Below are 23035 nucleotides of genomic sequence, written 5' to 3'. Positions count from 1 at the left end.
TCTTAAACTCAGTTCTGTGGCTGATTGTCGACGTTCTGTTCTGTTGTTTTTTCATCCGCATCAGAAACCTGTTTTGCAATCGCACTCATGGCGCGGTCAAACAGCGGTATTTGCTGTAGCACCACGGCTTGTTTCTGTCTTAAATCATGGGCCAATTCATCCAGAGTTTTATCGGTTACTTTGACTCCACGGGCATTGACGAATAACAGTTTTTGACTGATTGGGGAAACCCAAGACAATTTGGCTCGGATGTTTTCGCTGTCTTCATCATCAGCCATGAACTCAACCCATTCACCAGTTTGCATTTTTTTGGCTTGTTGGTAGTATTCATCATCATTGTGCTCGACTTCTTTGTTCAAGCTGTTGAATTTCTTTTGTGCTATAAAGTGAACGATTTCAGGTGTTTCTTCTACATCATTAGTTTCGGTATTAAAAGCTTCTTTGGGCTTAACATATTCATGTTCGTCGGCCTGATCGGATTCCTTGATACCGTTGATGTCAAGTAGGATCTGGTACAGCTCTAGAGATTTCTCCTTGATGCTGTGCTCATCAAATGCCACCAAACGCAAGCCGTGACTGAGTTGGTCAATGACATGACTAATTTGGGCGGTGGTGGCCATTTTCTTTTTGTTTTTTACCGCGACGAAAATCAACTTATCAACCATTTTGATGAAGCCATCAATTTTTTCAGGTTCATCTTGGTGCCGCAAATGCGCCAAAATCAGGACATTGGCCCAGGGCGTTAACAATAATTCCGTAACAATCTTAGGCAGGGTATGTCGCTGCATTTTCGACTCTAGGATTTCTGCGGTAATTTGTTTTGCTTTTAGGATACGTTCTTGTCCCAAGGCTTTTTCGGAGGTTCTTTTCTCTATGGCTTGGCTGCGTTTGTTATTTTTGGCCTCAAACTCTTGGAAGTCTTCAATCAAACTGGGGAAGTCCATTTCATCGTGGTCTGTCTCGAGAATACTCTGTACAATCGACTCAATTTTATTGATGAACTTGCCACGTTTGTCGTCTTCTTCATTCCAACCAATGGACGCCTTGGCGATGATATCAAGTAATTTCCTGGCATTGTTTTCTTTGTTGGCGAATAATTTGCGATCTTTCAATGCCAAGTGAAGATAAGGAATTTGAAGTTTTGCCAATAAAGCCTGTATCCTGTCAGGTAAATTGCGATCATCGACCAAAAACTGAAACAACATGCCAACCAAATCAATGGTGTCTTCATCTTGTTGATTGACTTGCTTTTTTTCGCCGTCTTCATCCAAGTCTTTGAGTCTGGCCAATAAGGCATTTTTTATTTCAGTTGGACTGAGCGAAATGTCTCTGGTGTTGAGGCTGTTCAAGGCCTCTACTTGTAAAATGTTCAGTGCATTATCAACTATCGATGTATCAAAAGCAGGGTAATGCTGGCCTGCATTTGACATATTGGCGTGTCTTTGTGCCATGGCCTGTGCTATGGCTTGGTATTGATTATCAGTCACAGGTACAGATGATGGCATCGGTTCAGCGGGCACCATTTGTTCAACCAGTTCTTCTTGACTGAGAGGACCGTCTGCTTGCGGTGCTGGGCCGCTGCTGCCAGTTTGTCTTGATATTCTGAATTTTAAATTAGGTAAAATGCCCTCATTAATCAATAAGTTATTGATGTCTTGATAGGGTATAACTAAGTTTTGTATCAGACTTCGCTCAAACAGTTTTAGCATGATGATGTATACGGTGTCATCAATGTTTAAGTGATTGAAGGTATTGGCAAATGAACTGACGATTACAGCAGGTGAAACAGGCACTTGATTCATTTTTACTTCACTGCCACCAGCCAGTAATGCAAAGCGTTTTTCTAATGCAAACAGGTGTTGGTGTAAAAAGGTATTGGCTTTATCAGTGAGGTTGGTGGCAGCTAGTTTTTGGTCAAGCTCCTTTTCATCAACCAAAGACAGACCATCCAATTCCGACTCTGAATCAGCCGTGGTGCCTTCTTCGAAATAATTAAAATTGCCTTTCTTGAACTCTTTGAATACAGCTTGTACGTTTTCAGAAAATTTTCGAACCATCAAGTCTTTCTTTTTTCTGACCTCACGCATCGCTTCAAAATAATGCGTTTGTAGTTCATTGTTTTCAGCCTTTTCAGCCATATCAAACAACGAATCGTCTAATTTATCGTAGTAGTCTCTGATGGTGGGTTTTAAGCCCTGGATAAATACTTTATGGACTTTTGGCAAAATGGCGCCTTGGTTGATTTCATTGGCTGACTTTGCTTTGATGTTGACAATGTTTTTGGTGTTTTTTCTGTCCATTTTATTGGCCGTTTATCTCAAACTATAATTTAACACCTTAAGTTTGTTATATTTGTGAATCTGTTCACATCACATGTCTTGACTGCCCGTAATTGTTGAAAAAGGCTGTTTCCAGTGATTGCTTCGACTACTCAGGCCATTGGTATAGTACCGTGTAATTGATGGTTTGGGTGGTTTCGGCTGGTACTTTGACTTCGAACTGTATGGTAGAGGCGTTGAGTTTTTTATATTCCTCATCATGTTGGGTTATTTGCCAGTTCGACCAACGGTGCAAGGTCTCTGTAACTGTGATGGTGGCAGCGCTGTCTTTTTGATTACTTATGGATATTTCAATTTGTTCTGTTGCGCTGTTTTTAAAAAGCTCATAATCTTTTTGAGTGCGTTTTGCTTTGACATCAAAAGCATTTCCCAGTTTCAATTTGATGGTGTCATTTTTCGGCGTGTGTTCGATGCTGTCCTCGCCAATAAATTCCAGGCTGCCATCACTTAAATCGGCCATATTGACACGTACACGACCAGCAGGTAATGGCAAGCCCAATTGATTGGCCAGAGAGTTTTCAAAACTCAGTGTGGCTTCTACTTTGGCCTCAGTCACAGCAAAGTAGTTGGCGTCAGTTATGGGTCTGCGGTAATTGATTCGGTGCTGTCCAGTGGCATTGAAATTGAGGTTTCGATTACACTTGATGCCATTGGTTTGGTTCAGCAACTGAATTTGTTTGGTTGAGTTGTTGGGCAAATCTACCTTTCTTGGTAGTTTATATAAATGGTATTCAAACAACGATTCTTCGGTGAACTCATTGCTGCTGGCTTTTACCATGGTATCTCGCATCATCATTCGAGGTGATTGATTGTTTTCTGTGCGATTGACGTCACCAGCTACCAGCTTCAACTGTGTTTGGTTGAAACTGGCACCCGATTTGTTTACCAAAGAAACCCATGATGAAATGTCCAGTTCGCATGCAGCGGTATCACCTGACAGGGTGATGTTGTAGTCAGCCCACCATGTCATGCCTTGGGTTTGGTAGGTCAGTACAATTAATTCTTCTTTGTTGGAGTTTGAATTCAACAGCCATACCAGGGTTGGTTTGGTTAACAGGCCACCAGGTAAATCAGGAAAGCTGATGTGGTTCCATGCTTTGATGGTAATTATGTTGCCTGATTGTTGTTGTAAGGTGATGCCTCCTTGGGTGCTGAGTAATTTGCCTTCAGAATCAATGCTATCGCTGCCTTGATCGTGATTGACTGAAATTACTTGGTCGAGGTATTTTTGTAGCAATTTTTCAGTGCCGACCAAGTCGAATTGAAAGTTTTGTTCTAAAACCTGAGCAGCATCAGGATTATCTGGCGTACTGAAGCTCACAGTGGTAGGGTCAATGTGTTCAGCCACATCATCGAAAGCCAGCGTGAACATGCCCTTTTTAAAAGCCGCGTTTTTGCTTTGTTTGACCATGGCATAGCCGGGTATATTGGCCACATTCTGCAACTGGTTTGGGTTCAGGTGTCCTTGGTGGTTACCTGAATAAATGGTGATGCTGTTGTCTGCTTGACTCATATTGATCATTAAGAAAATGGCTGTCAGTTTTAAAAAAAATTTCATTGTAAATCAATGTTTTAGTCAGTAAAAAATTCACGTGAAAACTTGACGCTGATGGTGTCCTCAGAGCCCATTGGTGTGGCGTTGATCTCGAAATTAACATCTTCCTGGTTATTCATCGCAAAGGTGCCTAAATAATAGACAGCTTCATTTTGTTCGGTGATTTTAATCAACCTGATGTCTTTTTTCTGATTCAGCAGGTTTTTCGCCAGCACCTCCACATCAGCTTCAAGCGCCTTGGGCGGTTTAATCTGTGTGTTCAGTATTGAAATACTGACAATGCCACGATTTTTTGAGCGCACAATTTGATAAGTGGTAGCGATTTCTTTGGATAAAAATGTAGAGGGGAAGGTGTTGTAATGCAGTTCATAATCACCCATTGTGGCTTTCTGTTCGGCTTGTGCAGATGCGATGAAGAACAGTAATAAGGTGAAGAGAAATAAAGGTAAGTTTTTCATGTGATCTCCAAGACTGATTGATTGCTTAATTAATATATCACAAAAAATACTTAATTAAAAAATATAGTCGCCAGTGTAGTGGCTTTATTGGATAGCAAAAAAAATGGCCGGCGACTCGAGGTCACCAGCCATGATGCTGAATCTTGTATCTCAGATGAGGTTACAACATTTCTTTGATGCTTTCACCGAGGAAAGTAGGTGATTTAACGGTTTTAACACCGGCAGCTTCTAAAGCCTCATATTTGGCTTGTGCTGTGCCTTTACCGCCAGCAACAATCGCACCAGCATGACCCATGCGCTTGCCCTCTGGGGCACTGACACCAGCGATGTATGAAACCACAGGTTTGGTGACGTTGTTCTTGATGAATTCAGCAGCTTCTTCCTCGGCTGAACCACCAATTTCACCAACCATGATGATGCCATCTGTTTGGTCGTCATTTTGGAACATTCTCAGACAATCAATGAAGTTGGTGCCTTGAATAGGATCACCGCCAATACCAATACATGTTGATTGACCTAGGCCAACTGACGTGGTTTGGTGCACAGCTTCATAAGTCAAAGTGCCTGATCTTGAGACAATCCCAATGCGACCGGGTTGATGAATGGCTGCTGGCATGATGCCAATTTTACATTCACCCGGAGTAATGACACCAGGACAGTTAGGTCCAATCATAACAACATCTGGGTTGGCATCAAGCACAGTTCTGACTTTCATCATGTCCAATACAGGAATGCCTTCAGTGATGGTAACAATCAATTTGATGCCCGCATCAACGGCTTCCAAAATAGCGTCGGCAGCAAACGGTGGTGGTACAAAAATAACCGATGCATTGGCACCTGTATCGTTGACACCATCAGCGACAGTATTGAAAACAGGACGATCTAAGTGGCTTTCACCGCCTTTGCCCGGAGTAACGCCGCCAACCAGGTTGGTGCCGTAGTCGATGGCTTGTTCACTGTGGAAGGTGCCTTGAGAACCAGTGAATCCTTGTACCAATAAACGGGTGTCTTTATTAACTAATACACTCATGATTATGCTCCTACCGCTGCAACTGCTTTGTTGGCAGCATCATCTAAATTATCAGCTGAAATCACAGCCAGTCCACTTTCGTCTAAGATTTTCTTACCAGCTTCCACATTGGTACCTTCTAAACGAACCACAATGGGCACTTCAACGCCCACTTCTTTGATGGCTGAAATGATGCCATTGGCAATCAAATCACAGCGCACAATGCCACCAAAAATATTAACCAGTATTGATTCTACATTTGGATCAGACAAAATGATTTTGAATGCAATGGCCACACGTTCAGCTGTCGCGCCGCCACCAACGTCCAAAAAGTTTGCTGGCTCACCGCCTTTCAACTTAATCACGTCCATGGTTGCCATGGCCAAGCCGGCACCGTTAACCATACAAGCGATGTTGCCATCTAATTTGATGTAATTCAGTTCATGTTCGTGGGCTTTGGCTTCTGCGGCATCTTCTTGTGTGATGTCACGCATGGCTGCCAAATCCTTGTGTCTGAAACTGGCATTGTCATCTGAATTGATTTTTGCATCCAATGCAACCACATCTTTTTTGTCATCAATAATTAAAGGATTGATTTCAATCAGGTCTAAGTCCAAATCATGGAACATGGCGTGCATTTGCATCATGATATGAGTCAATTGTCTGACTTGTTTGGAGTTCATGCCCATGGCAAAGCCAATTTTACGACAGGCATAAGGAAACAAGCCTTCGGTGTTGTCTACATGTAAGGTATGAATTTTTTCTGGGTTGGTGCGAGCCACTTCTTCAATCTCAACACCACCTTCAGCTGAGGCGACAAAAGACAAACATTTGTTGGCACGGTCCACCAACAAACTTAAATAAATTTCTTGTTCAATGTCAGCCGCTTCTGTGATCAAAACCTCGTTGACTGGTAAAGCCAAACCGCCGGTTTGATAAGTTTGAATTTTCATGCCAATCATATCGGTGGCATACTGTTTTACTTCCTCAAGAGTTTTGGCCAATTTAACGCCGCCCGCTTTGCCGCGTCCACCAGCATGTACTTGGGCTTTTACCACCCACATGTCACAGCCAAGTGCTTGCGCTGCAGCAACTGCTTCTTCTGGGGTTCTGGCTACTTTGCCGTTGGGAACGGGAATGTTGTACTTGGCAAATAAGTCTTTTGCCTGATATTCATGAAAATTCATAATAAAGGATTCCTGTTTGATTATTAGATAAAATTCGCGCGCTATTTTAGCTGAATTGGCAGTACTTTTGTGTGAATTTATTTGTTATTAAGGCTGATTAAAAAATAATGCTTTCCAAGTTTGATCGTTATGACACAAGTTTTTCCATGAGTTTTGTGATTTGTGATTGTGGTCGCAGATAAAATAATATCTGAGATGAAAAATAAGGACAGTGTTTTATTGAATGTAAGCGGTTTTTCCTGGCTACAGTTGGTGGGTACAAATTTGATTCATGCATGGAATGATTAAAACCGTTAAAAAATGAAGGCTCACACAAACCTTAAGCCTGTTGTTCGTTGATAAGTGGCTATAAAAATGATTTCGATTGGAGGTTTTGCAAATTCCTTAAAATGATGATGCTAAATAGTTGTAATCAATTGATATTTTCAGGTAAAGTATTGTATTAAAAGTAGGCTAATAGGTAACTTAACGCTAAATATGAGCAATATTGGAACAAAAACAATGGTAACTGGCGCCCTGAGGCGTTTGGTGCAAAACGGTAAAATTGAAATGGAGGCTGCGGCTGAAGCCAATGAAACGGCGCGCAAGCAGAAAATTCCTTTGTTCACTTACCTTATTGACAACAATATGGTTGATGCTGCGGATTTATGCGATGCTGCATCCAACGAGTATGGTGTTCCTATCCTTGATGTCAATGCAATAGACATGTCATTGTTGCCCAAAGGGCTGGTATCAGAAAATTTGATTGAAAAACATCAGGTCTTGCCACTGTTCCTGCGAGGGAAAAAAGTCTTTATCGGAATTTCTGACCCTACCAATGTAAAGGCCATTGAAGAAGTCAGGTTTCATACCAACCTCGGCGTGGAGCCAGTGCTGGTTAACCAAAACAGTTTACAAACAGCGATTGAAGAAGCACTGAAAGAAGCCAACAGTGTGATGGATGATTTGGGTGACGAAGGACTGGAAAACATCGAGTATGAGGATGAACAAGAAGAACAAACCAGTGATGCCACTGAGGATTTGGCTGACTCTCCGGCGGTTAAGCTGGTAAATAAGGTTTTGTTAGACGCGATTAAACGTGGAGCCTCTGATATTCACTTTGAGCCGTATGAGAAAACATACCGAGTACGCTACCGCATAGACGGCATGCTGAAAACCATGATAAAGCCTCCCAAGAACATGACAACCAAAATTGCCTCTCGTTTGAAAGTAATGTCGAAGTTGGATATCGCTGAGAAGCGGGTGCCGCAAGATGGTCGTGTGAAGTTGAATCTATCTAAGAATAATTCCATTGATTTTCGATTGAGTACTTGTCCTACTTTGTTTGGGGAAAAAATCGTGATGCGGGTGTTGGATGCTTCCGCAGCGAAAATGGGTATTGATAAGTTGGGCTATGAGGACGAACAGAAGCAACTGTTCATGGATGCCATCGTCAAACCTTATGGCATGGTGTTGGTTACAGGTCCAACAGGTAGTGGTAAAACGGTATCACTGTATACTGCTCTTAACATTCTTAACACCGAAGGCAGAAACATATCAACGGCCGAAGATCCGGTTGAGATTAGAGTGGATGGCATCAACCAAGTTCAACAAAATGCCAAACAAGGCATGACCTTCTCGGCTGCCTTGAGGTCATTTTTGCGTCAGGATCCAGACATCATCATGGTCGGTGAGATTCGAGATTTAGAAACCGCAGAAATAGCCATCAAAGCAGCACAAACAGGTCACATGGTTTTATCTACCTTACACACCAACAACGCACCTGAAACGGTCAGCCGACTGGTGAATATGGGTGTGGCGCCTTTTAATGTCGTCTCAGCGGTGTCATTGATCATTGCGCAAAGGTTGGCACGTCGACTGTGTGATTGTAAAAAACCAACTGAATTTCCGAGGGAAGCTTTGTTAGAAGCTGGCTTTACAGATGAGGATTTGGTTGATGCCACCATTTACGACCCAGTTGGTTGCAGTAAATGTAATGAAGGCTACAAAGGGCGAGTGGGTATATACGAAGTAATGCCCATAACGGATAACATCAAGAAAATTATTTTGGGTGGTGGTAACTCAATCGAAATAGCAGAGCAAGCCACCAAAGACGGTATTGCTAACTTAAGAAAATCAGCTTTATTAAAGGTTAAAAACGGTATCACGGGCTTGGTTGAAGCCAACCGTGTGACAGTGGATTAAAAAATTATGGCAAAAGCACAGAAAATAGAAGAATTACAAAACTACGAGTGGGTTGGTGTAGATAAGATTGGTAAAAAACTCAAAGGCATCCAACAGGCCAAGTCAACCACCCTGGCAAAAAATGAATTGCGTAGGCAAGGCATTAAAGTCAAAAAAATATATAAGAAAAAGAAATCATTGTTTTCAGGTGGTAAGGCCATCAAGGCACAAGACATCTCCTTATTCAGTAGACAGCTGGCAACTATGATGGAATCAGGTGTACCGATGGTACAGGCTTTTGAAATCATCGAAGGCGGTCAGTCCAACCCCAGAATGGCAAAACTCATTAATGAGGTCAAAACCGAAATTCAATCGGGTTCATCCCTGGCTGAATCTCTGAGCAGACACCCGCTGTACTTTGATGAGCTTTACTGTAATTTGGTTAACGCCGGTGAAAAGGCTGGTGTGTTAGATGAATTACTGGATACCATCGCCACCTATAAAGAGAAAACCGAAGAAATTAAAGGCAAAATCAAGAAAGCCATGTTCTACCCATCAGCTGTTTTGTTCGTGGCTATTGGTGTGACGATATTATTGTTGGTCAAAGTGGTGCCGCAGTTCCAGGACATGTTCAAAGGATTTGGTGCTGACTTACCAGGACTGACCTTAATGGTGGTTGGTGCTTCGAAAACCATGCAAGAATATTGGTTTATGGTACTACTGGTTTTAGGTGGCACCGTATTTGGTTTCATTCAGTTAAAACGAAGGTCACTTAAATTCGCCCATGCGCTGGATCGACTGTCACTTAAAATACCAATTGTTGGGGGTATATTGTTCGATGCTGCTGTGGCCCGTTTTGCCCGCACATTATCAACCACATTCGCCGCAGGTGTTCCATTGGTAGAAGGTCTAGATACAGTCTCAGGTGCAGTGGGTAACGTGGTGTTCAGAGACGCAGTGCTACACATCAAAGACGACGTGTCAACAGGTCACCAATTACAATTGGCCATGAGTCAAACACAACTATTCCCACATATGGTGGTTCAAATGGCTGCCATTGGTGAAGAGTCAGGTAACTTAGATGCGATGTTAGGTAAAGTGGCTGATTATTACGAACAAGAGGTTTCCAATGCGGTTGATGCATTGAGTAGTTTGCTTGAGCCAATCATTATGGTATTGGTGGGCGGACTGGTTGGTGTGATGGTTGTGGCCATGTACCTACCTATCTTTAAAATGGCATCTGTATTCTAAAATGACCGAGTTTATTGGCGTTTTAAGCGCATACCCTATGGCTTTTATGGCTTTGGCTGTGACAGTGGGTTTGCTTGTGGGTAGCTTTTTGAACGTGGTTATTTTGCGGCTACCACCTGTTTTGGAATATGCTTGGAAACAGGATTATGCTGATTTTACCGAAACCGAACTCAAAGAGTCGAAGCCACCGGGCATAGCCTTCACAAGATCTCATTGCCCACAATGTAAAACTCAATTAAAAGCTTGGCACAACATACCCGTTATCAGTTATTTGTTGTTGCGTGGAAAATGTGGTTTTTGTCATAAAAAGATACCATTCAGATACCCTTTAGTTGAATTGATGAGCGCGCTCTTGATTGGGTTTGCTGCTTATCAATATGGCGTGACGCTGGCTTTTGTTTCAGCCTGCTTATTGATTTGGATGTTACTGGTCATCACTTGGATTGATATTGATACTTTTTTGATTCCAGATCAACTCAGCTTGTCACTGTTGTGGCTGGGTTTGTTTTTTAGTTTATTTGAATTCACCATCACACCTTCAGCGGCGATTGTGGGCGCTCTGATTGGTTATTTGTCATTATGGACTGTGTTTCATCTGTTCAAATTAGCCACAGGTAAAGAAGGCATGGGCTATGGTGACTTTAAATTACTCGCTGCTGGCGGTGCTTGGCTTGGAGCTGAGGCATTGATTGTGGTTTTATTTATCGCTTCCATCAGCGGCTTACTGATCGCTGTGGTACAAAAACTGATGAATAACTACCAAAATAAAATTCCCTTCGGCCCATATCTATCCATAGGTATCTTAGTCAGTTATTTATTCAGTGAAGAAATACTGAACATGCTGTTTCCTGCTTTGTGAAAAACAAATTAATCATCTGTCTGACCGGGGGGATAGCATCCGGTAAAACCTATGTATCTGATGAGTTTGCTGAGAAAGGCGCGTGTGTCATAGATGCTGATGTTTTAGCTCGAGAGGTGGTGGCAATAGGTTCTGTTGGGCTGTCACAAGTGGTTAAAGAATTTGGTGAATCGATATTGACTGAAGCGGGTGCACTGAACCGAAAACAATTGAAACGCATCGTTTTTAATGACGATGAAAAGCTCAAAAAGCTGAACCAAATACTTCATCCATTGATCAGGGAAGCGTTCATCCAACAATCCGCTGAGAACACGAAATGCATTGAAGTGTGGGTGATTCCTCTTTACCAAGCAGGTTTAAACTATCCAGATTTTGACCGCATATTGGTGGTTGATGTGACCCCTGAAATACAAATTCAAAGGATGCAAAAACGAGATCAAGTGTCAATTGAATTGGCTGAAAAAATTTTGGCATCCCAACCATCTCGACGACAGCGGCTGCAATTTGCCACAGATGTCATAAGCAACCGCTACAGCTTGGCAGAGCTGGATCAAAACATCGATAAGATATATCACCTATACAGCAATTTACTGCAACAGCCATTATCATCAAATAAAAAGATGCAGTTGTAAAAATCATCAGTTATAATTCGCAGCTCAATTGTTCAGGGCCTGTAGCTCAGTTGGTTAGAGCAGTGGACTCATAATCCATTGGTCGAAGGTTCGAGTCCTTCCAGGCCCACCATTCATCACGCTTAATCCAAGCACGCCTGATCAGGGCAAGTCAGATGTTCTATTTGGATGGTGACATGCTGCATATTAAAGTGTTCTTCCAAGTAGTCCTTGGCCTGCCTCAATACATCTTCTTCGTAAAGTACTTCATCCACTTGTATGTGTAATGTGATTAAATTTATTTCATTGGTCAAAGACCAAGCGTGGATATGGTGTACATCGGTCACAGATTCGATGTGATTAATTAATTGTTGTTTAATTGCAGTCTCATCGACATGGCTTGGGGTGCCTTCAATTAATATATGCGCAGATTTTTTGACCACAATCCAGCCAGATCGTACGATCAGTACCGCAACCAAAATTGACAGCAACGGATCGGATATATGCCAGCCAAAAAACATAATCAACAAAGCGGCCAGTATGGCAGCCACAGAACCGAGTAGGTCGCCGATGACATGAATCATGGCTGATTTTAAATTAAGGTTCTCTTGATCACCACTGCTGAGGATTTTAAACACCACCAAATTAACCACCAAGCCCAGCGTTGCAATGACCAACATGGGTGTGGCCATTACGGTTACGGGCGATAAAAATCGTGTGATGGCTTCAAACACAATCCAAACAGCAATCAGCATCAAGCTCAAACCATTAACAAAAGCTGCCAATATTTGAAAACGGTGCCAACCAAAGGTGTGTGACTCACTGGTTTCACGTTCGCTGAACTTAAAGGCCAACCAAGATAACAACAAAGCCACGCCATCACTGAGCATGTGACCAGCATCTGCTAACAGCGCCAAAGATCCTGAGATGATGCCACCAATGACTTCAGCAAACATAAAACCAAAAGTGAGCACCATGGCCCACATCACATAAGTTTTATTATCAGGGTTCACTGCTACACTGTGGTCATGGTGGTGGTCGTGTTCATGCCCGTGATGATGTTGGTGATTGTTTGATTGCTGGCTCATGATTTATTGGTGCTTGCCTTTGTCCCAGCCTTTATCACCGAAATATTTCATGCCAGCTGCTTCAGCACCAGATTCTAGTGAAGTACCCATGGAATCGTTCCAGCGATTGAGGTAGCCAAACAAAGCAACCACACCCAGAATCTCCACCACTTCACCATCATCCCAGTGCTTTTTCAATTCTGTTTCAATCTTCTGGTCCACCGCATTGGGCACACTGGAAGCGGCCAAAGCAAATTCAAACATGGCTTTCTCAGCTTCTGTGTATAAATCACTTTCTCTGAATTCCCAGATGTTATCCAATCTTTGTTGCGAGCCACCATAGCGCTCAGCGGCTAGGATGGTGTGCGCTTGACAATAACGGCAGCCAGTTTGGGCGCTGGTTAAGTAACCGACTAATCGCTTCTGTTCAGCCGTAACTCGACCCTCATTGGCCATGACTGCCATGTTGAGGTTTACAAATGCTTCAGCAATGGCTGGACGCCGTTGCATGGTCAAGACACTATTTGGGCAAAAGCCCAACGTTTCATTAAAAAATTTCACCAATCGCTCAACCTCAGGGTTAGCAAATTGATCAAGTGGGTTTATCAACGGCATACTTAATCCTGTATTTAAATCAGTTAAGGCTAAATGCAGTGATTATAAAATTCAAGTCCTTTCTCATGACCTATGAGATTTAAACAGCAGCAATGACTTCACTTTAATTTCATTAAATTAATACTATATTAAACACATCATTTTTATAAGAGCTAACCATGACTAAATTTTATGACTTCAAAGCCGTCACTTTAAATGGCAAAGAACAAGCTTTAGATGCCTACAAAGGCAAGGTTGTGTTGGTGGTTAATACCGCCAGCAAATGTGGCCTCACGCCACAATACACCGGCTTACAGGAACTTTATGCTGAGTACCACAGCCAAGGATTGGAAATCTTAGGTTTTCCGTGCAATCAATTTGGTAAGCAAGAACCGGGCAATGCCGATCAAATCAGTGAGTTTTGTGAAATAAACTATGGTGTCGAATTCCCCATGTTTGGCAAGATAGATGTCAATGGTAAAGACACGCACCCTGTTTTTGAGTACCTCAAGGATGAATTGCCAGGCACTTTGGGCAAAAACATCAAGTGGAACTTCACCAAGTTCTTGATTGGTAAAGACGGTCAGCCCATCAAACGATTTGCGCCAACTACCAAGCCAGCTGACATCAAGAAACACATTGAAAAAGCACTCACAGCTTAATTTAAATAACCAATATCACTCAAAAACGCACCAATAGGTGCGTTTTTTCGTTCATTTTATATCTTATCAGTTCATACCAATGGGAGAGCCTGGTGGCATGGGTTTGATAGATTGTGTGGTGGTTTTCTTTGGGTTTTTGATGAATTGGCCAATGGTTTTTGCTGCGTAACCATTGAATGCTTTGTGACTGCGTTTTTTAGCCAATGATTTTTGTTTTTGTTGTAAGAAGGAAATCATTTGGCTGCGTGCCAGTGGCGACAATTCCTCTGCGGTTGTCGCATGCATCAACTGTTCTAACGTGGTCCAATTGATACCTTGTTGAACCGCTAGGTGGTAATCATTTTTATGTTTTCTCTGCCAGGTACTTTGCCACAATTGTTCCAAAACAGTATTCAATGACGGCATGTTTTGGTCCCGAGCATGGTGCTCAATCAGGCGGTTGATGCGTTGGGGGTTCAATAAGAACTTGAGGGTGTTTTGGGCAGCGGTTTCTGCTACTCCCAAGGCATCGAAGTTAAGCCCTGTGCGGTGTTTGAAATGTTCACGATCGCGATAACTGCCCTCAACCGGAGGCAGTAACAAAGGCAACAACTCCTGGGGCAAAGCCAAGGTCTTTACATCCAAGGTTTTTAACACCGCGCTCAAAGCTTTCTGTTGAGTGGCTGCATCCACTATGGTGGCTGCGACTTGTTCTTCACCTTTGATGGCATAGCGGTAATCAACACCAGCGATTAATTTCACTGCAGCTTCTGTTTGGTAGCGGTGAAACAAGTAGATGGGGACCAAGTATTTTTCCAAACTGGCCACGGTCTGACCTGGTTGAATGGTATCTAAGCCAAAATTTGACAACGCAGTGGATCTGATTTGTAGTACATCCAATAGGCTTTGTGCGGCATCTTTGCCATTGTCCCAAAGGTGTGAGTAGGGGTGTGAACCACCCGCGGCGCGGGCATCTCGATCGGCGATAAACACATGGCCATCGCGTTTGGCTTGTTGTAACAATTGATTCAAGCCTGCAGTTTCATCTTGATTACCGAAGTCTTGATATATATAGGCCAAGGATACTTTGTCCCAATCCCCAATGCCAACGTCATAGGCCTGATTCAAGTCGATTTCACCAGATTCATTCAGTTTGACCAATGGGTGTGGATAATCCATCACCGAGGCGCGATCTTTACTGCTGGCATAAAAATTATGAATCAAACCGATGGTGTGACCCACTTCATGGGCTGATAACTGGCGTAATCGAGCCAAAGCCATTTGTTCGATGTCTTGTTCAAGTTGTTGCGTATTTTTTTCACCGTCATAAGGTGATAACAAACCTTGAGCAATCAGCATGTCCTGTCTGACCCGCAAGGAACCTAAGGTCACATGACCTTTGAGGATTTCACCACTGCGTGGATCAACGATACTGGCGCCATATGACCAGCCTCGAGTGGACCGGTGCACCCATTGAATGGTGTTGTATCTGATGTCCAATGGATCTGCCCCTTCAGGCAACAGTTCAACCCGATAAGCATTTGAATAACCGGCAGCTTCAAAGGCTGCTTGCCACCATTTGGCGCCTTCTAACAATGCCGATCTGACTGGTTCTGGTGTACCCGGGTCCAAATAATAAACAATCGGTTCAACGGCGTCGCTGATTGCAGCCGTTGGGTCCTGTTTCTCTAAACGATGGCGTATCACCCATTGTTTATTCATTGATTCACTCAAAGGCGCAGCATAATCTTTGAAGCTGATGGGTATGGCTCCGGAACGGGGATCAAAGGCGCGAGGTTGGTAGGGTTCTTCTGGTAGTTGTATCAGAGAGTGGTGGGTTTTTAAACTGATGATGTTGCCAGCAGGTGTTACTGAACGCACATGGCGGCCAGGTTTTTTACCTTCAAGCGTAATCATGGCTGACAATTCAGTATTCTGAGGAAAGTTTTTGCTGCTTTCAATCACAATGGCTGATCTGGCTTCATCCAGTTTGAACTGACCTTCTTTCATGGTCTCTAGGCGTTCGGAGATGCCTTGTGAGTCTCTGGTTAGAAAAGCAGTCCAATCAACCAACACCGCATCACTGCTGCTGGCCACCACTTCACCGCCCCACAGCACCGACTGGGCGAAACCATCGGCCACGGCTTGGCGTTCAGCTGGGTTGTCGGAGAAAGCTCGGTAGGCTTGATTCGGCTCAATCATCATGACTTTGTTGCCCAGCCTTTTAAATTGTACCAATGCATAACCGCCGATTTGTCCACGATCCAAACCAACATCATTGGAACCTAAGCCGGATTGTAAAAAGTAGGCATACAATAAATCTTGATTGAATTGGTCTATTTCTAGGTATATCTTTCCTTTGTTTTCATCCCAGTAAAAATCAATGAAGCCGGACTTTTTGACCATCTTTTCAGTGAAACCGCTTATGTCTTTCGGGGCATCCTGTTTTTCTTCGGCCATGAGGGTGCTGCAAAACAGCAACAGGGTCAATAAGATGTGATGTGGCATAAGAATATTTGGTGTGTTTTGAATGATATTTATTGTGCCAAGCTTGGATTCAATTGTCACTGATAAATTTCAGCAGCTGTTAACAAAATCATGATTCGGTTACAATTCGCGCATGAATATTGAAGATAAATTAAAACAACGATCAAAAGAGCAATGTGAACTGTGTCAATCAAGCAATGATTTAGCGGTCTTTCAAGTCGAACCAATTGAGCAAATTGATGTGGAATCTTGTGCTTATTTATGTGCCACCTGTCGCAGTCAAATCAATGACAAGGATTTAACAGAACCCAATCACTGGCGTTGTTTGAATGACAGCATGTGGAGTGAAGTGCCAGCCGTTAAAGTATTGGCTTGGCGCATGTTGACACGACTTTCCGCTGAAGGCTGGCCGCGTGATTTATTGGACATGATGTATTTAGAGGGTGAGCAATTGAAGTGGGCCAAAGCCACAGGAGAGGGTGTAGAGGTAGTGCTGCATACCGATTGTCACGGTGCCAAGCTCGAGGCGGGTGATACGGTCACCTTGGTTAAAGACCTCAAAGTTAAAGGTGGCGGTTTCACTGCCAAACAGGGCACTGCTGTCAGAAACATCGGCCTGGTGCCTGATAATCCTGGTCAGATTGAAGGTAAAGTCGAATCACAGCGCATTGTGATCTTGACTGAATACGTCAAGAAGTCCCATTAAGTCTAAAGGCTCAGAATGACCTAATGCGGGTTATGAGAAATCTTGTTATATCGGCTGAAGGCATGCCATTAAAACCTCGATTGAGCCATTTAATAGTCATCTGAATCATCTTCATAGTAACCAGTGACTGATAAAAAAGAACGCGGAATTTCTTTTTTTCCAGCTATCACGCCACGGCATTTTTTTGCCCCACAATTACATTTGAATTGACGAAACAAGTAGTCTTCTGTGGCACTGTAATCAATGGTGATATAGTCGCCAATTTTGATGTCTTTGATTGCTGTAGCTGTGTGTGCTTTGGTATTGATGGCTGTATTTGGGTCACATGAATGCAAAAAGAATCCTGTGAAGTATTCATCATTCAAATGCTTGTTTTTACCAATTTGAAAAGAGTGTTCACGCATTGAATTTACTACCACTCCCGCCAAATGAGCCATTACTGTTCCTTGTTTAAAATCTCTCAAGCAAACCACACCCTGGCCTGCGATGTGATTTTTAAACTCAATGTTAAAATCCGAAGTTTGTGGAAACATCGGGTCATCACCAAATTCAGATGGATAAATCATTTTAAAAAACCTCTAATTAATAACAATCCAGTTTATGATGACGTTTTTAGTCGTCATGGCACATCGTATTTATACCGTTATTTGTGGTTTTGATACAACTATTTTATGCATCAAAACAGCATTTATTTTTAATCTTTAACTGACACACTTTATCGGGGTTAATATGTGTTCTGGTTAACAATTTATAAAAAGTTAATGACGTATGATGTAAGGTTGTTGACTGTTAATCCATTATGCTAAAACGATTAAAAACAATACTGGCTCTGATGGCTTTGCAGTTGTTCGGTGTTTGCCACGCAATTGATTATCGCGTCGGGCCAGAGCAACCTCTTGCTGCTATCGGTGATGTTCCTTGGGCAAATTTACAAGCCGGTGATCGGGTGTTCATTCATTGGCGTGCCACACCCTACAATGAAAAATGGGTGATCAATGCAGTGGGCACTGAAGAAAACCCCATCCAAGTGATTGGTGTGAATGGACCACAAGGCCAACAGCCAGTGATAGATGGCAATGCGGCCACCACTGTCCCAGGGGTTAACTTCTGGAACGAACGCCGTGGTTTAATTAAAATCGGTGGTTCCAATACCCCCAGTAACGCCATTCCCGAACACATCATCATTGAAAATTTGGATTTACGCTCCGCCAGGCCGCCATTTCAATTCACCAACGATGGAGGTGGCAGTGAAACTTACAGCAACAATGCAGCCAGTGTCTATGTCGAAATAGGGCAACACATCACCATTCGCAATAACACCATCAGAGACTCAGGCAACGGCATATTTGTCGGTGCCAATGGTGGTCAGACCCAAGACATATTGATTCAAAACAATCACATATACGACAACGGCATTGAAGGTCGAATTTTTGAGCATAACACCTACACCGCCGCCATTGGCATCATTTATGAGGGCAACCGCTTTGGTCCTTTAAGAACCGGTGCTTTGGGCAATAACCTGAAAGACCGCTCTGCTGGCTTGGTTGTTCGAAACAATTGGATCAAAGACGGTAACCGCCAATTGGATTTGGTTGATGCTGAGGATTCCAGTGTGCTGGTCAATCATCCCAGCTATGCCACCACCCATGTGTATGGCAATGTGTTGATTGAATCAGAAGGAGAGGGTAATTCGCAAATGGTTCATTATGGTGGTGACAGTGGTACCACCAGTGATTACCGCAAAGGTGATTTATATTTCTACAACAACACCGTATTCTCAAGTCGCAGTGGCAACACCACATTGATGCGCTTATCCACCAATGATGAGACTGCTCACGTGTTCAATAATGTGTATTATGGCACTGCAGCAGGGAGCAATCAGGCTTTGATAGACGGCAACGGGATGATGAACATCCAGCATAATTGGTTCAAAACGGGTTGGCAAGACTGCCACTGTTCGCCCAATGGCAGCATCAATGACTTGGGCAATGTGATTACAGGTTCCGATCCAGGGTTCATCGATTTAAATAACTTGGCGTTCGGTCCATTAAGTGACAGTGAATTAATCAATCAGGGCATGGCTGTATTACCTGAATTGCTGCCTGAGTATGCGCTTGCGTATGAGTACCTCAAACACCAAGCCACCCAAAGCAGGATTCCAAGTGGTGCCGTGGATATTGGCGCCTATGAATTTTGTGGTGAAATCAGTTGTGATTTGATTTTTGAGAATGGCTTTGATTGATTGTTGATTCATGGAAATTAAGCGTGATGATGTGACTGGTTTGAAAGTCATACAACTACTTCAAGAGCACCAAGATCGCATGGCTGATCATTCGCCACCTGAAAGTCGACATGTGCTTGATGTCAAAGCTTTGCAACAAGATAACATCAGTTTTTGGTCATTGTGGCATGCTGATGAGTTACTGGGTTGTGTGGCCTTGAAGCATTGGAGTGATCAATTGGGTGAAATCAAGTCAATGAAAACGGCACCAAGTCACACCAAAAAAGGCGTGGGAAAAAAATTACTACAACACGTTATTGCTGAGGCAAAAAACCGTGGTTATAAGCACTTGAAGCTAGAAACGGGTTCGATGGCATACTTTAAGCCGGCCAGGTCTTTGTACCTTAAATTTGGTTTCAGTTACTGCCAACCCTTTGGGGATTATGTACAAGACCCCAATAATGTCTTTATGGCATTGGACTTGCATCCAGCCAAGTCATCATAAACTCATCAATTCTTTGAATTTCTGAGTTTGGCGACGCGATAATTCAACTGCTTCACTGCCACTGAGTTTGACCCGTATGCCTTGTACCCAAGGTTCTACTTTATCGATGTGTTTGAGGTTGATCAATTGATTGAGATTGGCCCTGAAAAACAGCTCTGGGTCCAAGCGAGCAGCCAAATGATTGAGGGTTTTTGACAGCATCGGTTGATTGTTCTCAAAATAAATTGTGGTGTAGTTGCCATCCACCTCAAACAATCGAATTTCAGCCACATCAACGAACCAACAGGCATCATCATCTATAACAAATACTGAATCTCCTTGGGTCAGCATTGATTTTTGTTGCGCTTGCGTATCAGGTACTTTGATGCGTGTAATGGCGCGGTTTAAGTCATTCGGTTCTATCGGTTTTTGTAGGTAGTCCAGGGCATTGTGCTCGAATGCCCTGATGGCATACTCATCATAAGCAGTGACAAACACCACTTGCGGTATGTCTTCGAGCTGTTGCAACAGTTCAAAACCATCCGTGCCCGGCATTTGTATGTCCAAAAACATCACATCTATGGCATGTTCTTGCAGCTGTTTGATTGCATGAGGCCCTGAGGCAGCCTCTGCCATGACTTTAATCTGTGGGTGGATTTGTAACAGGTGAATCAACTCTTTCCACGCCAGCCTTGAATCCTAAACTGCCATGTCATTGCTCAGTCCTGGGATAAGTAACATGGGTTGCCCTTGACCATGAACTTTAACTTTGAAATCAAATTCACTGGCTTGCAAGTCAGTATAGATTGATATCAATAAAACCAAAAATAAACCAATGATTGCTTTGTTTTTCATATTAATCTCCGATGTGATTTGAATGAATTCATGATACTGATTTATTTCAATCATCAGGCTTATATTGTATGAGTGGTTATTATTCTGGATGAACGGAAAGGTTATTTAAAAAACCAATTAATTAGCTTTTAATGATTGGTTTTATAATAAAAATAACACGTTAATGAGAACTATTTGCAATTGACAATGATTCTCATTAAGAATAAAATGCGCCCATCTTTTCAATATTAAATACTTTAAATATGAAACAACTCTTAAATACAAAATGGAACTTGGCCTTGATCTTGTTAATTTCTGCAGCATCACCTGTACTGATGGCTGAAACACCAGAAAATGAAGTTGACTCAGATGTTACACACAAGGAGATGAACCAATCAGAAACTGATGCAGCTGATTTAGATAACCTAGTGGTGGTTGGAAATTTTCTTTACTCTGACCAAGTGAATGCACTGAAATCACCCACGCCAATCATTGATGTGCCACAGAGCCTGTCCATCACTACAGCTGATGAAATTTCACAACGTGGCTTCACCAGCATCAGTGAAATCATTGATTACACCCCAGGTGTTAACAACTCACAAGGTGAGGGACACCGTGATTCAGTGGTTTTCCGTGGCGTGCGCTCTACGGCTGATTTTTTTATTGATGGTGTGCGAGATGATGTACAGTATTACCGACCGCTGTACAACCTGGAGCAAGTTGAAATATTGCGCGGACCGAATGCGTTGCTGTTTGGTCGAGGTGGTACGGGTGGTATTTTAAACCGAGTGACTAAACAAGGTGTTGTTGGTGATGATTTTACCAACTTACAAACCAGTGTTGATACTTTTGGTGCTTTTGATTTTTGGTTGGACAGTAACTTTTCTGGTCAAGACCATGTTGCTTTTCGCATCAACGCCATGTACGAGAATCTAGATAACCACAGGGACTTTTACGACGGTGAACGTTTGGGCTTCAATCCTACAGCCAAGTTCTTGTTATCAGATTTTTCTACCTTAGACTTGTCCTATGAATACATAGACCACCAGCGTTTCATTGATCGCGGTATCCCAACGGGTACCAATGGACGACCAGTCGAAGCATTTGAGAATATTGTGTTTGCAGATCCAGCGTTGAACACATCAGAATTAGAAGCGCACTTATTCAGAGCTACTCTCCAACACCAGTTCTCTAGCAGCCTCAAGGGTAACTTCAGTGCCTTTTATGGTGACTACGACAAACTCTATCAAAACTTTTACGTATCAGCTTATGATCAAGCCAACAGCCCTAATGCAGTGACTCTGGATGGTTATTTAGACGTCACCAAACGCCAGAACATGATTCTTTCGGGTAATCTGATTGGTGAGTTTTATACCGGTGATGTAATGCACACCTTGGTCGGTGGTATTGAATTCATTGATACTTCATCAGATCAGTTCCGTTTTAACTCATTTTGGGATACTACCCTTGATGATAATGAGGTGTTTTTAGTTAATCGTCCATTGAACCTGAGAGGAGGCATAGGAATCAATGCTGCAGGCAATCCTACCAGCAATGACTTTACCGTTGATTTGAATGACGACACCCGTGTTGACATTGAAGTCTTTTCAGCGTATTTACAAAATGAAATTCAATTAACTGATTATTTGGATGTGGTGCTGGGTGCCCGTTTTGATAGTTTTGATATCGATGTGTTTAATGTAATCAGTGACGAGGTTCGCAGTCGCGAAGACGATGAAGTCTCGCCGCGTTTGGGTTTGATATTTAAGCCGCAAGAAAACATGTCCTTATATGCCAGTTACAGTGAGACTTTTTTGCCCAGAAGCGGTGAACAGTTTGCCAACATCAACGGTGATAACAACCAGTTAGACCCCAATATCTTCACCAACCAAGAAGTGGGTTTTAAATGGGATTTCAATCAAGGTTTGAGTTTGACTGCTGCTGTTTTTGAAATTGAACAATCCTCACCTCAAGTGGCTGATAGTGACCCAGAAACCTTAGATGTGATCGATTCACAAATCAATGGTTTTGAAATTCAGTTGAAAGGTGAAATCAATGACATGTGGTTCATTTCAGCTGGCTACAGTTACTTGGATGGAGAGCAGGTCAATCGAACAGGTGCAATCGGGTTACGACCCAGGGAGTTGCCTGAAAATATGTTTTCATTGTGGAATAATTTCCGCATCACTGACCAATTTGGTTTGGGCTTGGGTATCAATTACCAAGATGAGAGTTTTATCAATAACAGCAACACGGCAATACTGCCAAGTTTCACTCGCATTGATGCAGCTGCTTATTACGATGTTTCTGAAATGCTGAGCTTGCAACTGAACATTGAAAACCTTACTGATGAATTGTACTTTCCCAATGCCCACAGTACCCACCAAGCCACTGTGGCCGCACCTTTGAATGCACGCTTAACAGCCAACTGGCGTTTCTGAACATGTACTTTTAAGCGAAGGGCTGATTCACAGCCTTTCGCATCATGTGGCCGCTTAATTTTTATTGTTTGATGCTGCACCAAACAAGTAGCAGCAAATATTCTTGCTGATCTGAACATTCTGCTACA

At 42.8% G+C, this 23035-nt stretch carries 20 protein-coding genes and 1 tRNA gene; 10 read left to right on the top strand and 11 right to left on the bottom strand.

Features of this window, described 5'->3' with window-relative positions; all coding sequences use genetic code 11:
* Nucleotides 1-8: 8 nt before the first annotated feature.
* From QNI24_RS08280 to sucC, 5 genes are all read right to left on the bottom strand, one after another.
* Nucleotides 9-2300: a DUF1631 domain-containing protein gene (locus QNI24_RS08280; protein WP_267176094.1), complete on the bottom strand. Its 2292-nt coding sequence runs from the start codon at nucleotides 2298-2300 to the stop codon at nucleotides 9-11.
* A gap of 127 nt (nucleotides 2301-2427) precedes the next feature.
* Entirely contained in the window at nucleotides 2428-3897 is a 1470-nt protein-coding gene (locus QNI24_RS08275; RefSeq protein ID WP_283708618.1) for a DUF4139 domain-containing protein, read from the bottom strand.
* A gap of 14 nt (nucleotides 3898-3911) precedes the next feature.
* Nucleotides 3912-4352, bottom strand: coding sequence for a DUF4426 domain-containing protein (locus QNI24_RS08270; RefSeq protein WP_267176092.1), 441 nt, complete (start codon nucleotides 4350-4352; stop codon nucleotides 3912-3914).
* Nucleotides 4353-4512: 160 nt separating this feature from the next.
* Nucleotides 4513-5382, bottom strand: a complete 870-nt coding sequence (gene sucD, locus QNI24_RS08265; protein WP_267176091.1) for a succinate--CoA ligase subunit alpha — start codon at nucleotides 5380-5382, stop codon at nucleotides 4513-4515.
* Between the two features lie 2 nt (nucleotides 5383-5384).
* Nucleotides 5385-6548 (bottom strand): ADP-forming succinate--CoA ligase subunit beta, encoded by a 1164-nt coding sequence (gene sucC, locus QNI24_RS08260; RefSeq protein WP_267176090.1) that lies wholly within the window; start codon nucleotides 6546-6548, stop codon nucleotides 5385-5387.
* Between the two features lie 477 nt (nucleotides 6549-7025).
* Here sucC and pilB point away from each other — a divergent pair, with 477 nt between their 5' ends.
* The 5 genes from pilB to QNI24_RS08235 all read left to right on the top strand — a co-directional run bounded on the left by pilB (nucleotide 7026) and on the right by QNI24_RS08235 (nucleotide 11565).
* Nucleotides 7026-8732 carry a type IV-A pilus assembly ATPase PilB gene (gene pilB / locus QNI24_RS08255; protein ID WP_267176089.1) on the top strand — a complete coding sequence of 569 codons (1707 nt, stop codon included), beginning with the start codon at nucleotides 7026-7028 and terminating at the stop codon, nucleotides 8730-8732.
* Between the two features lie 6 nt (nucleotides 8733-8738).
* Nucleotides 8739-9962, top strand: a complete 1224-nt coding sequence (locus tag QNI24_RS08250) for a type II secretion system F family protein (RefSeq protein WP_267176088.1) — start codon at nucleotides 8739-8741, stop codon at nucleotides 9960-9962.
* Between the two features lies 1 nt (nucleotide 9963).
* Entirely contained in the window at nucleotides 9964-10821 is an 858-nt protein-coding gene (locus tag QNI24_RS08245) for a prepilin peptidase (RefSeq protein ID WP_267176087.1), read from the top strand.
* Nucleotides 10818-11453 carry a dephospho-CoA kinase gene (coaE, locus tag QNI24_RS08240; protein WP_267176086.1) on the top strand — a complete coding sequence of 212 codons (636 nt, stop codon included), beginning with the start codon at nucleotides 10818-10820 and terminating at the stop codon, nucleotides 11451-11453. Before QNI24_RS08245 ends, coaE begins: the two co-directional genes overlap by 4 nt.
* A gap of 35 nt (nucleotides 11454-11488) precedes the next feature.
* Nucleotides 11489-11565, top strand: a tRNA-Ile gene (locus QNI24_RS08235).
* Between the two features lie 10 nt (nucleotides 11566-11575).
* On the opposite strand, the gene QNI24_RS08230 is transcribed toward QNI24_RS08235, so the two are convergent.
* Together QNI24_RS08230 and QNI24_RS08225 are read right to left on the bottom strand one after the other, a co-directional pair.
* Nucleotides 11576-12520 (bottom strand): cation diffusion facilitator family transporter, encoded by a 945-nt coding sequence (locus QNI24_RS08230; RefSeq protein WP_267176085.1) that lies wholly within the window; start codon nucleotides 12518-12520, stop codon nucleotides 11576-11578.
* A 3-nt stretch (nucleotides 12521-12523) separates the two neighbouring features.
* A complete protein-coding gene (locus QNI24_RS08225; RefSeq protein ID WP_267176084.1) occupies nucleotides 12524-13114 on the bottom strand; it encodes a carboxymuconolactone decarboxylase family protein in 591 nt (196 codons plus the stop codon).
* A gap of 158 nt (nucleotides 13115-13272) precedes the next feature.
* On the opposite strand from QNI24_RS08225, the gene QNI24_RS08220 reads away from it, so the two are divergent.
* The gene (locus QNI24_RS08220) at nucleotides 13273-13755 is read left to right on the top strand and encodes a glutathione peroxidase (RefSeq protein ID WP_267176083.1); all 483 of its coding nucleotides are present in this window, start codon (nucleotides 13273-13275) and stop codon (nucleotides 13753-13755) included.
* A gap of 66 nt (nucleotides 13756-13821) precedes the next feature.
* Here QNI24_RS08220 and QNI24_RS08215 read toward each other — a convergent pair whose 3' ends face one another.
* Nucleotides 13822-16194, bottom strand: a complete 2373-nt coding sequence (locus QNI24_RS08215; protein WP_267176082.1) for a zinc-dependent metalloprotease — start codon at nucleotides 16192-16194, stop codon at nucleotides 13822-13824.
* Nucleotides 16195-16354: 160 nt separating this feature from the next.
* Here QNI24_RS08215 and QNI24_RS08210 point away from each other — a divergent pair, with 160 nt between their 5' ends.
* A complete protein-coding gene (locus QNI24_RS08210) occupies nucleotides 16355-16927 on the top strand; it encodes a PhnA domain-containing protein (protein WP_267176081.1) in 573 nt (190 codons plus the stop codon).
* 89 nt (nucleotides 16928-17016) lie between these two features.
* Here QNI24_RS08210 and QNI24_RS08205 read toward each other — a convergent pair whose 3' ends face one another.
* Complete coding sequence (locus tag QNI24_RS08205) at nucleotides 17017-17493, bottom strand: SET domain-containing protein-lysine N-methyltransferase (protein ID WP_267176080.1); 477 nt, start codon at nucleotides 17491-17493, stop codon at nucleotides 17017-17019.
* Nucleotides 17494-17726: 233 nt separating this feature from the next.
* Here QNI24_RS08205 and QNI24_RS08200 point away from each other — a divergent pair, with 233 nt between their 5' ends.
* Nucleotides 17727-19169: a right-handed parallel beta-helix repeat-containing protein gene (locus tag QNI24_RS08200; protein WP_267176079.1), complete on the top strand. Its 1443-nt coding sequence runs from the start codon at nucleotides 17727-17729 to the stop codon at nucleotides 19167-19169.
* Between the two features lie 10 nt (nucleotides 19170-19179).
* Nucleotides 19180-19653 carry a GNAT family N-acetyltransferase gene (locus QNI24_RS08195; RefSeq protein WP_267176078.1) on the top strand — a complete coding sequence of 158 codons (474 nt, stop codon included), beginning with the start codon at nucleotides 19180-19182 and terminating at the stop codon, nucleotides 19651-19653.
* Here QNI24_RS08195 and QNI24_RS08190 read toward each other — a convergent pair.
* On the bottom strand, nucleotides 19648-20322 hold the full coding sequence (locus QNI24_RS08190; RefSeq protein ID WP_323373316.1) for a LytR/AlgR family response regulator transcription factor: 675 nt from the start codon (nucleotides 20320-20322) through the stop codon (nucleotides 19648-19650). The genes QNI24_RS08195 and QNI24_RS08190 overlap by 6 nt on opposite strands.
* 9 nt (nucleotides 20323-20331) lie before the next feature.
* Entirely contained in the window at nucleotides 20332-20487 is a 156-nt protein-coding gene (locus tag QNI24_RS08185) for a hypothetical protein (RefSeq protein WP_267176076.1), read from the bottom strand.
* Nucleotides 20488-20729: 242 nt separating this feature from the next.
* On the opposite strand from QNI24_RS08185, the gene QNI24_RS08180 reads away from it, so the two are divergent.
* Complete coding sequence (locus QNI24_RS08180; protein WP_267176075.1) at nucleotides 20730-22907, top strand: TonB-dependent receptor; 2178 nt, start codon at nucleotides 20730-20732, stop codon at nucleotides 22905-22907.
* The last annotated feature ends 128 nt before the right edge of the window (nucleotides 22908-23035 follow it).

It is taken from the genome of Marinicella marina, assembly GCF_030065545.1.
Taxonomy (GTDB): Bacteria; Pseudomonadota; Gammaproteobacteria; order Xanthomonadales; family Marinicellaceae; genus Marinicella; species Marinicella marina.
This window is presented reverse-complemented; position numbering and strand designations above follow the sequence as displayed.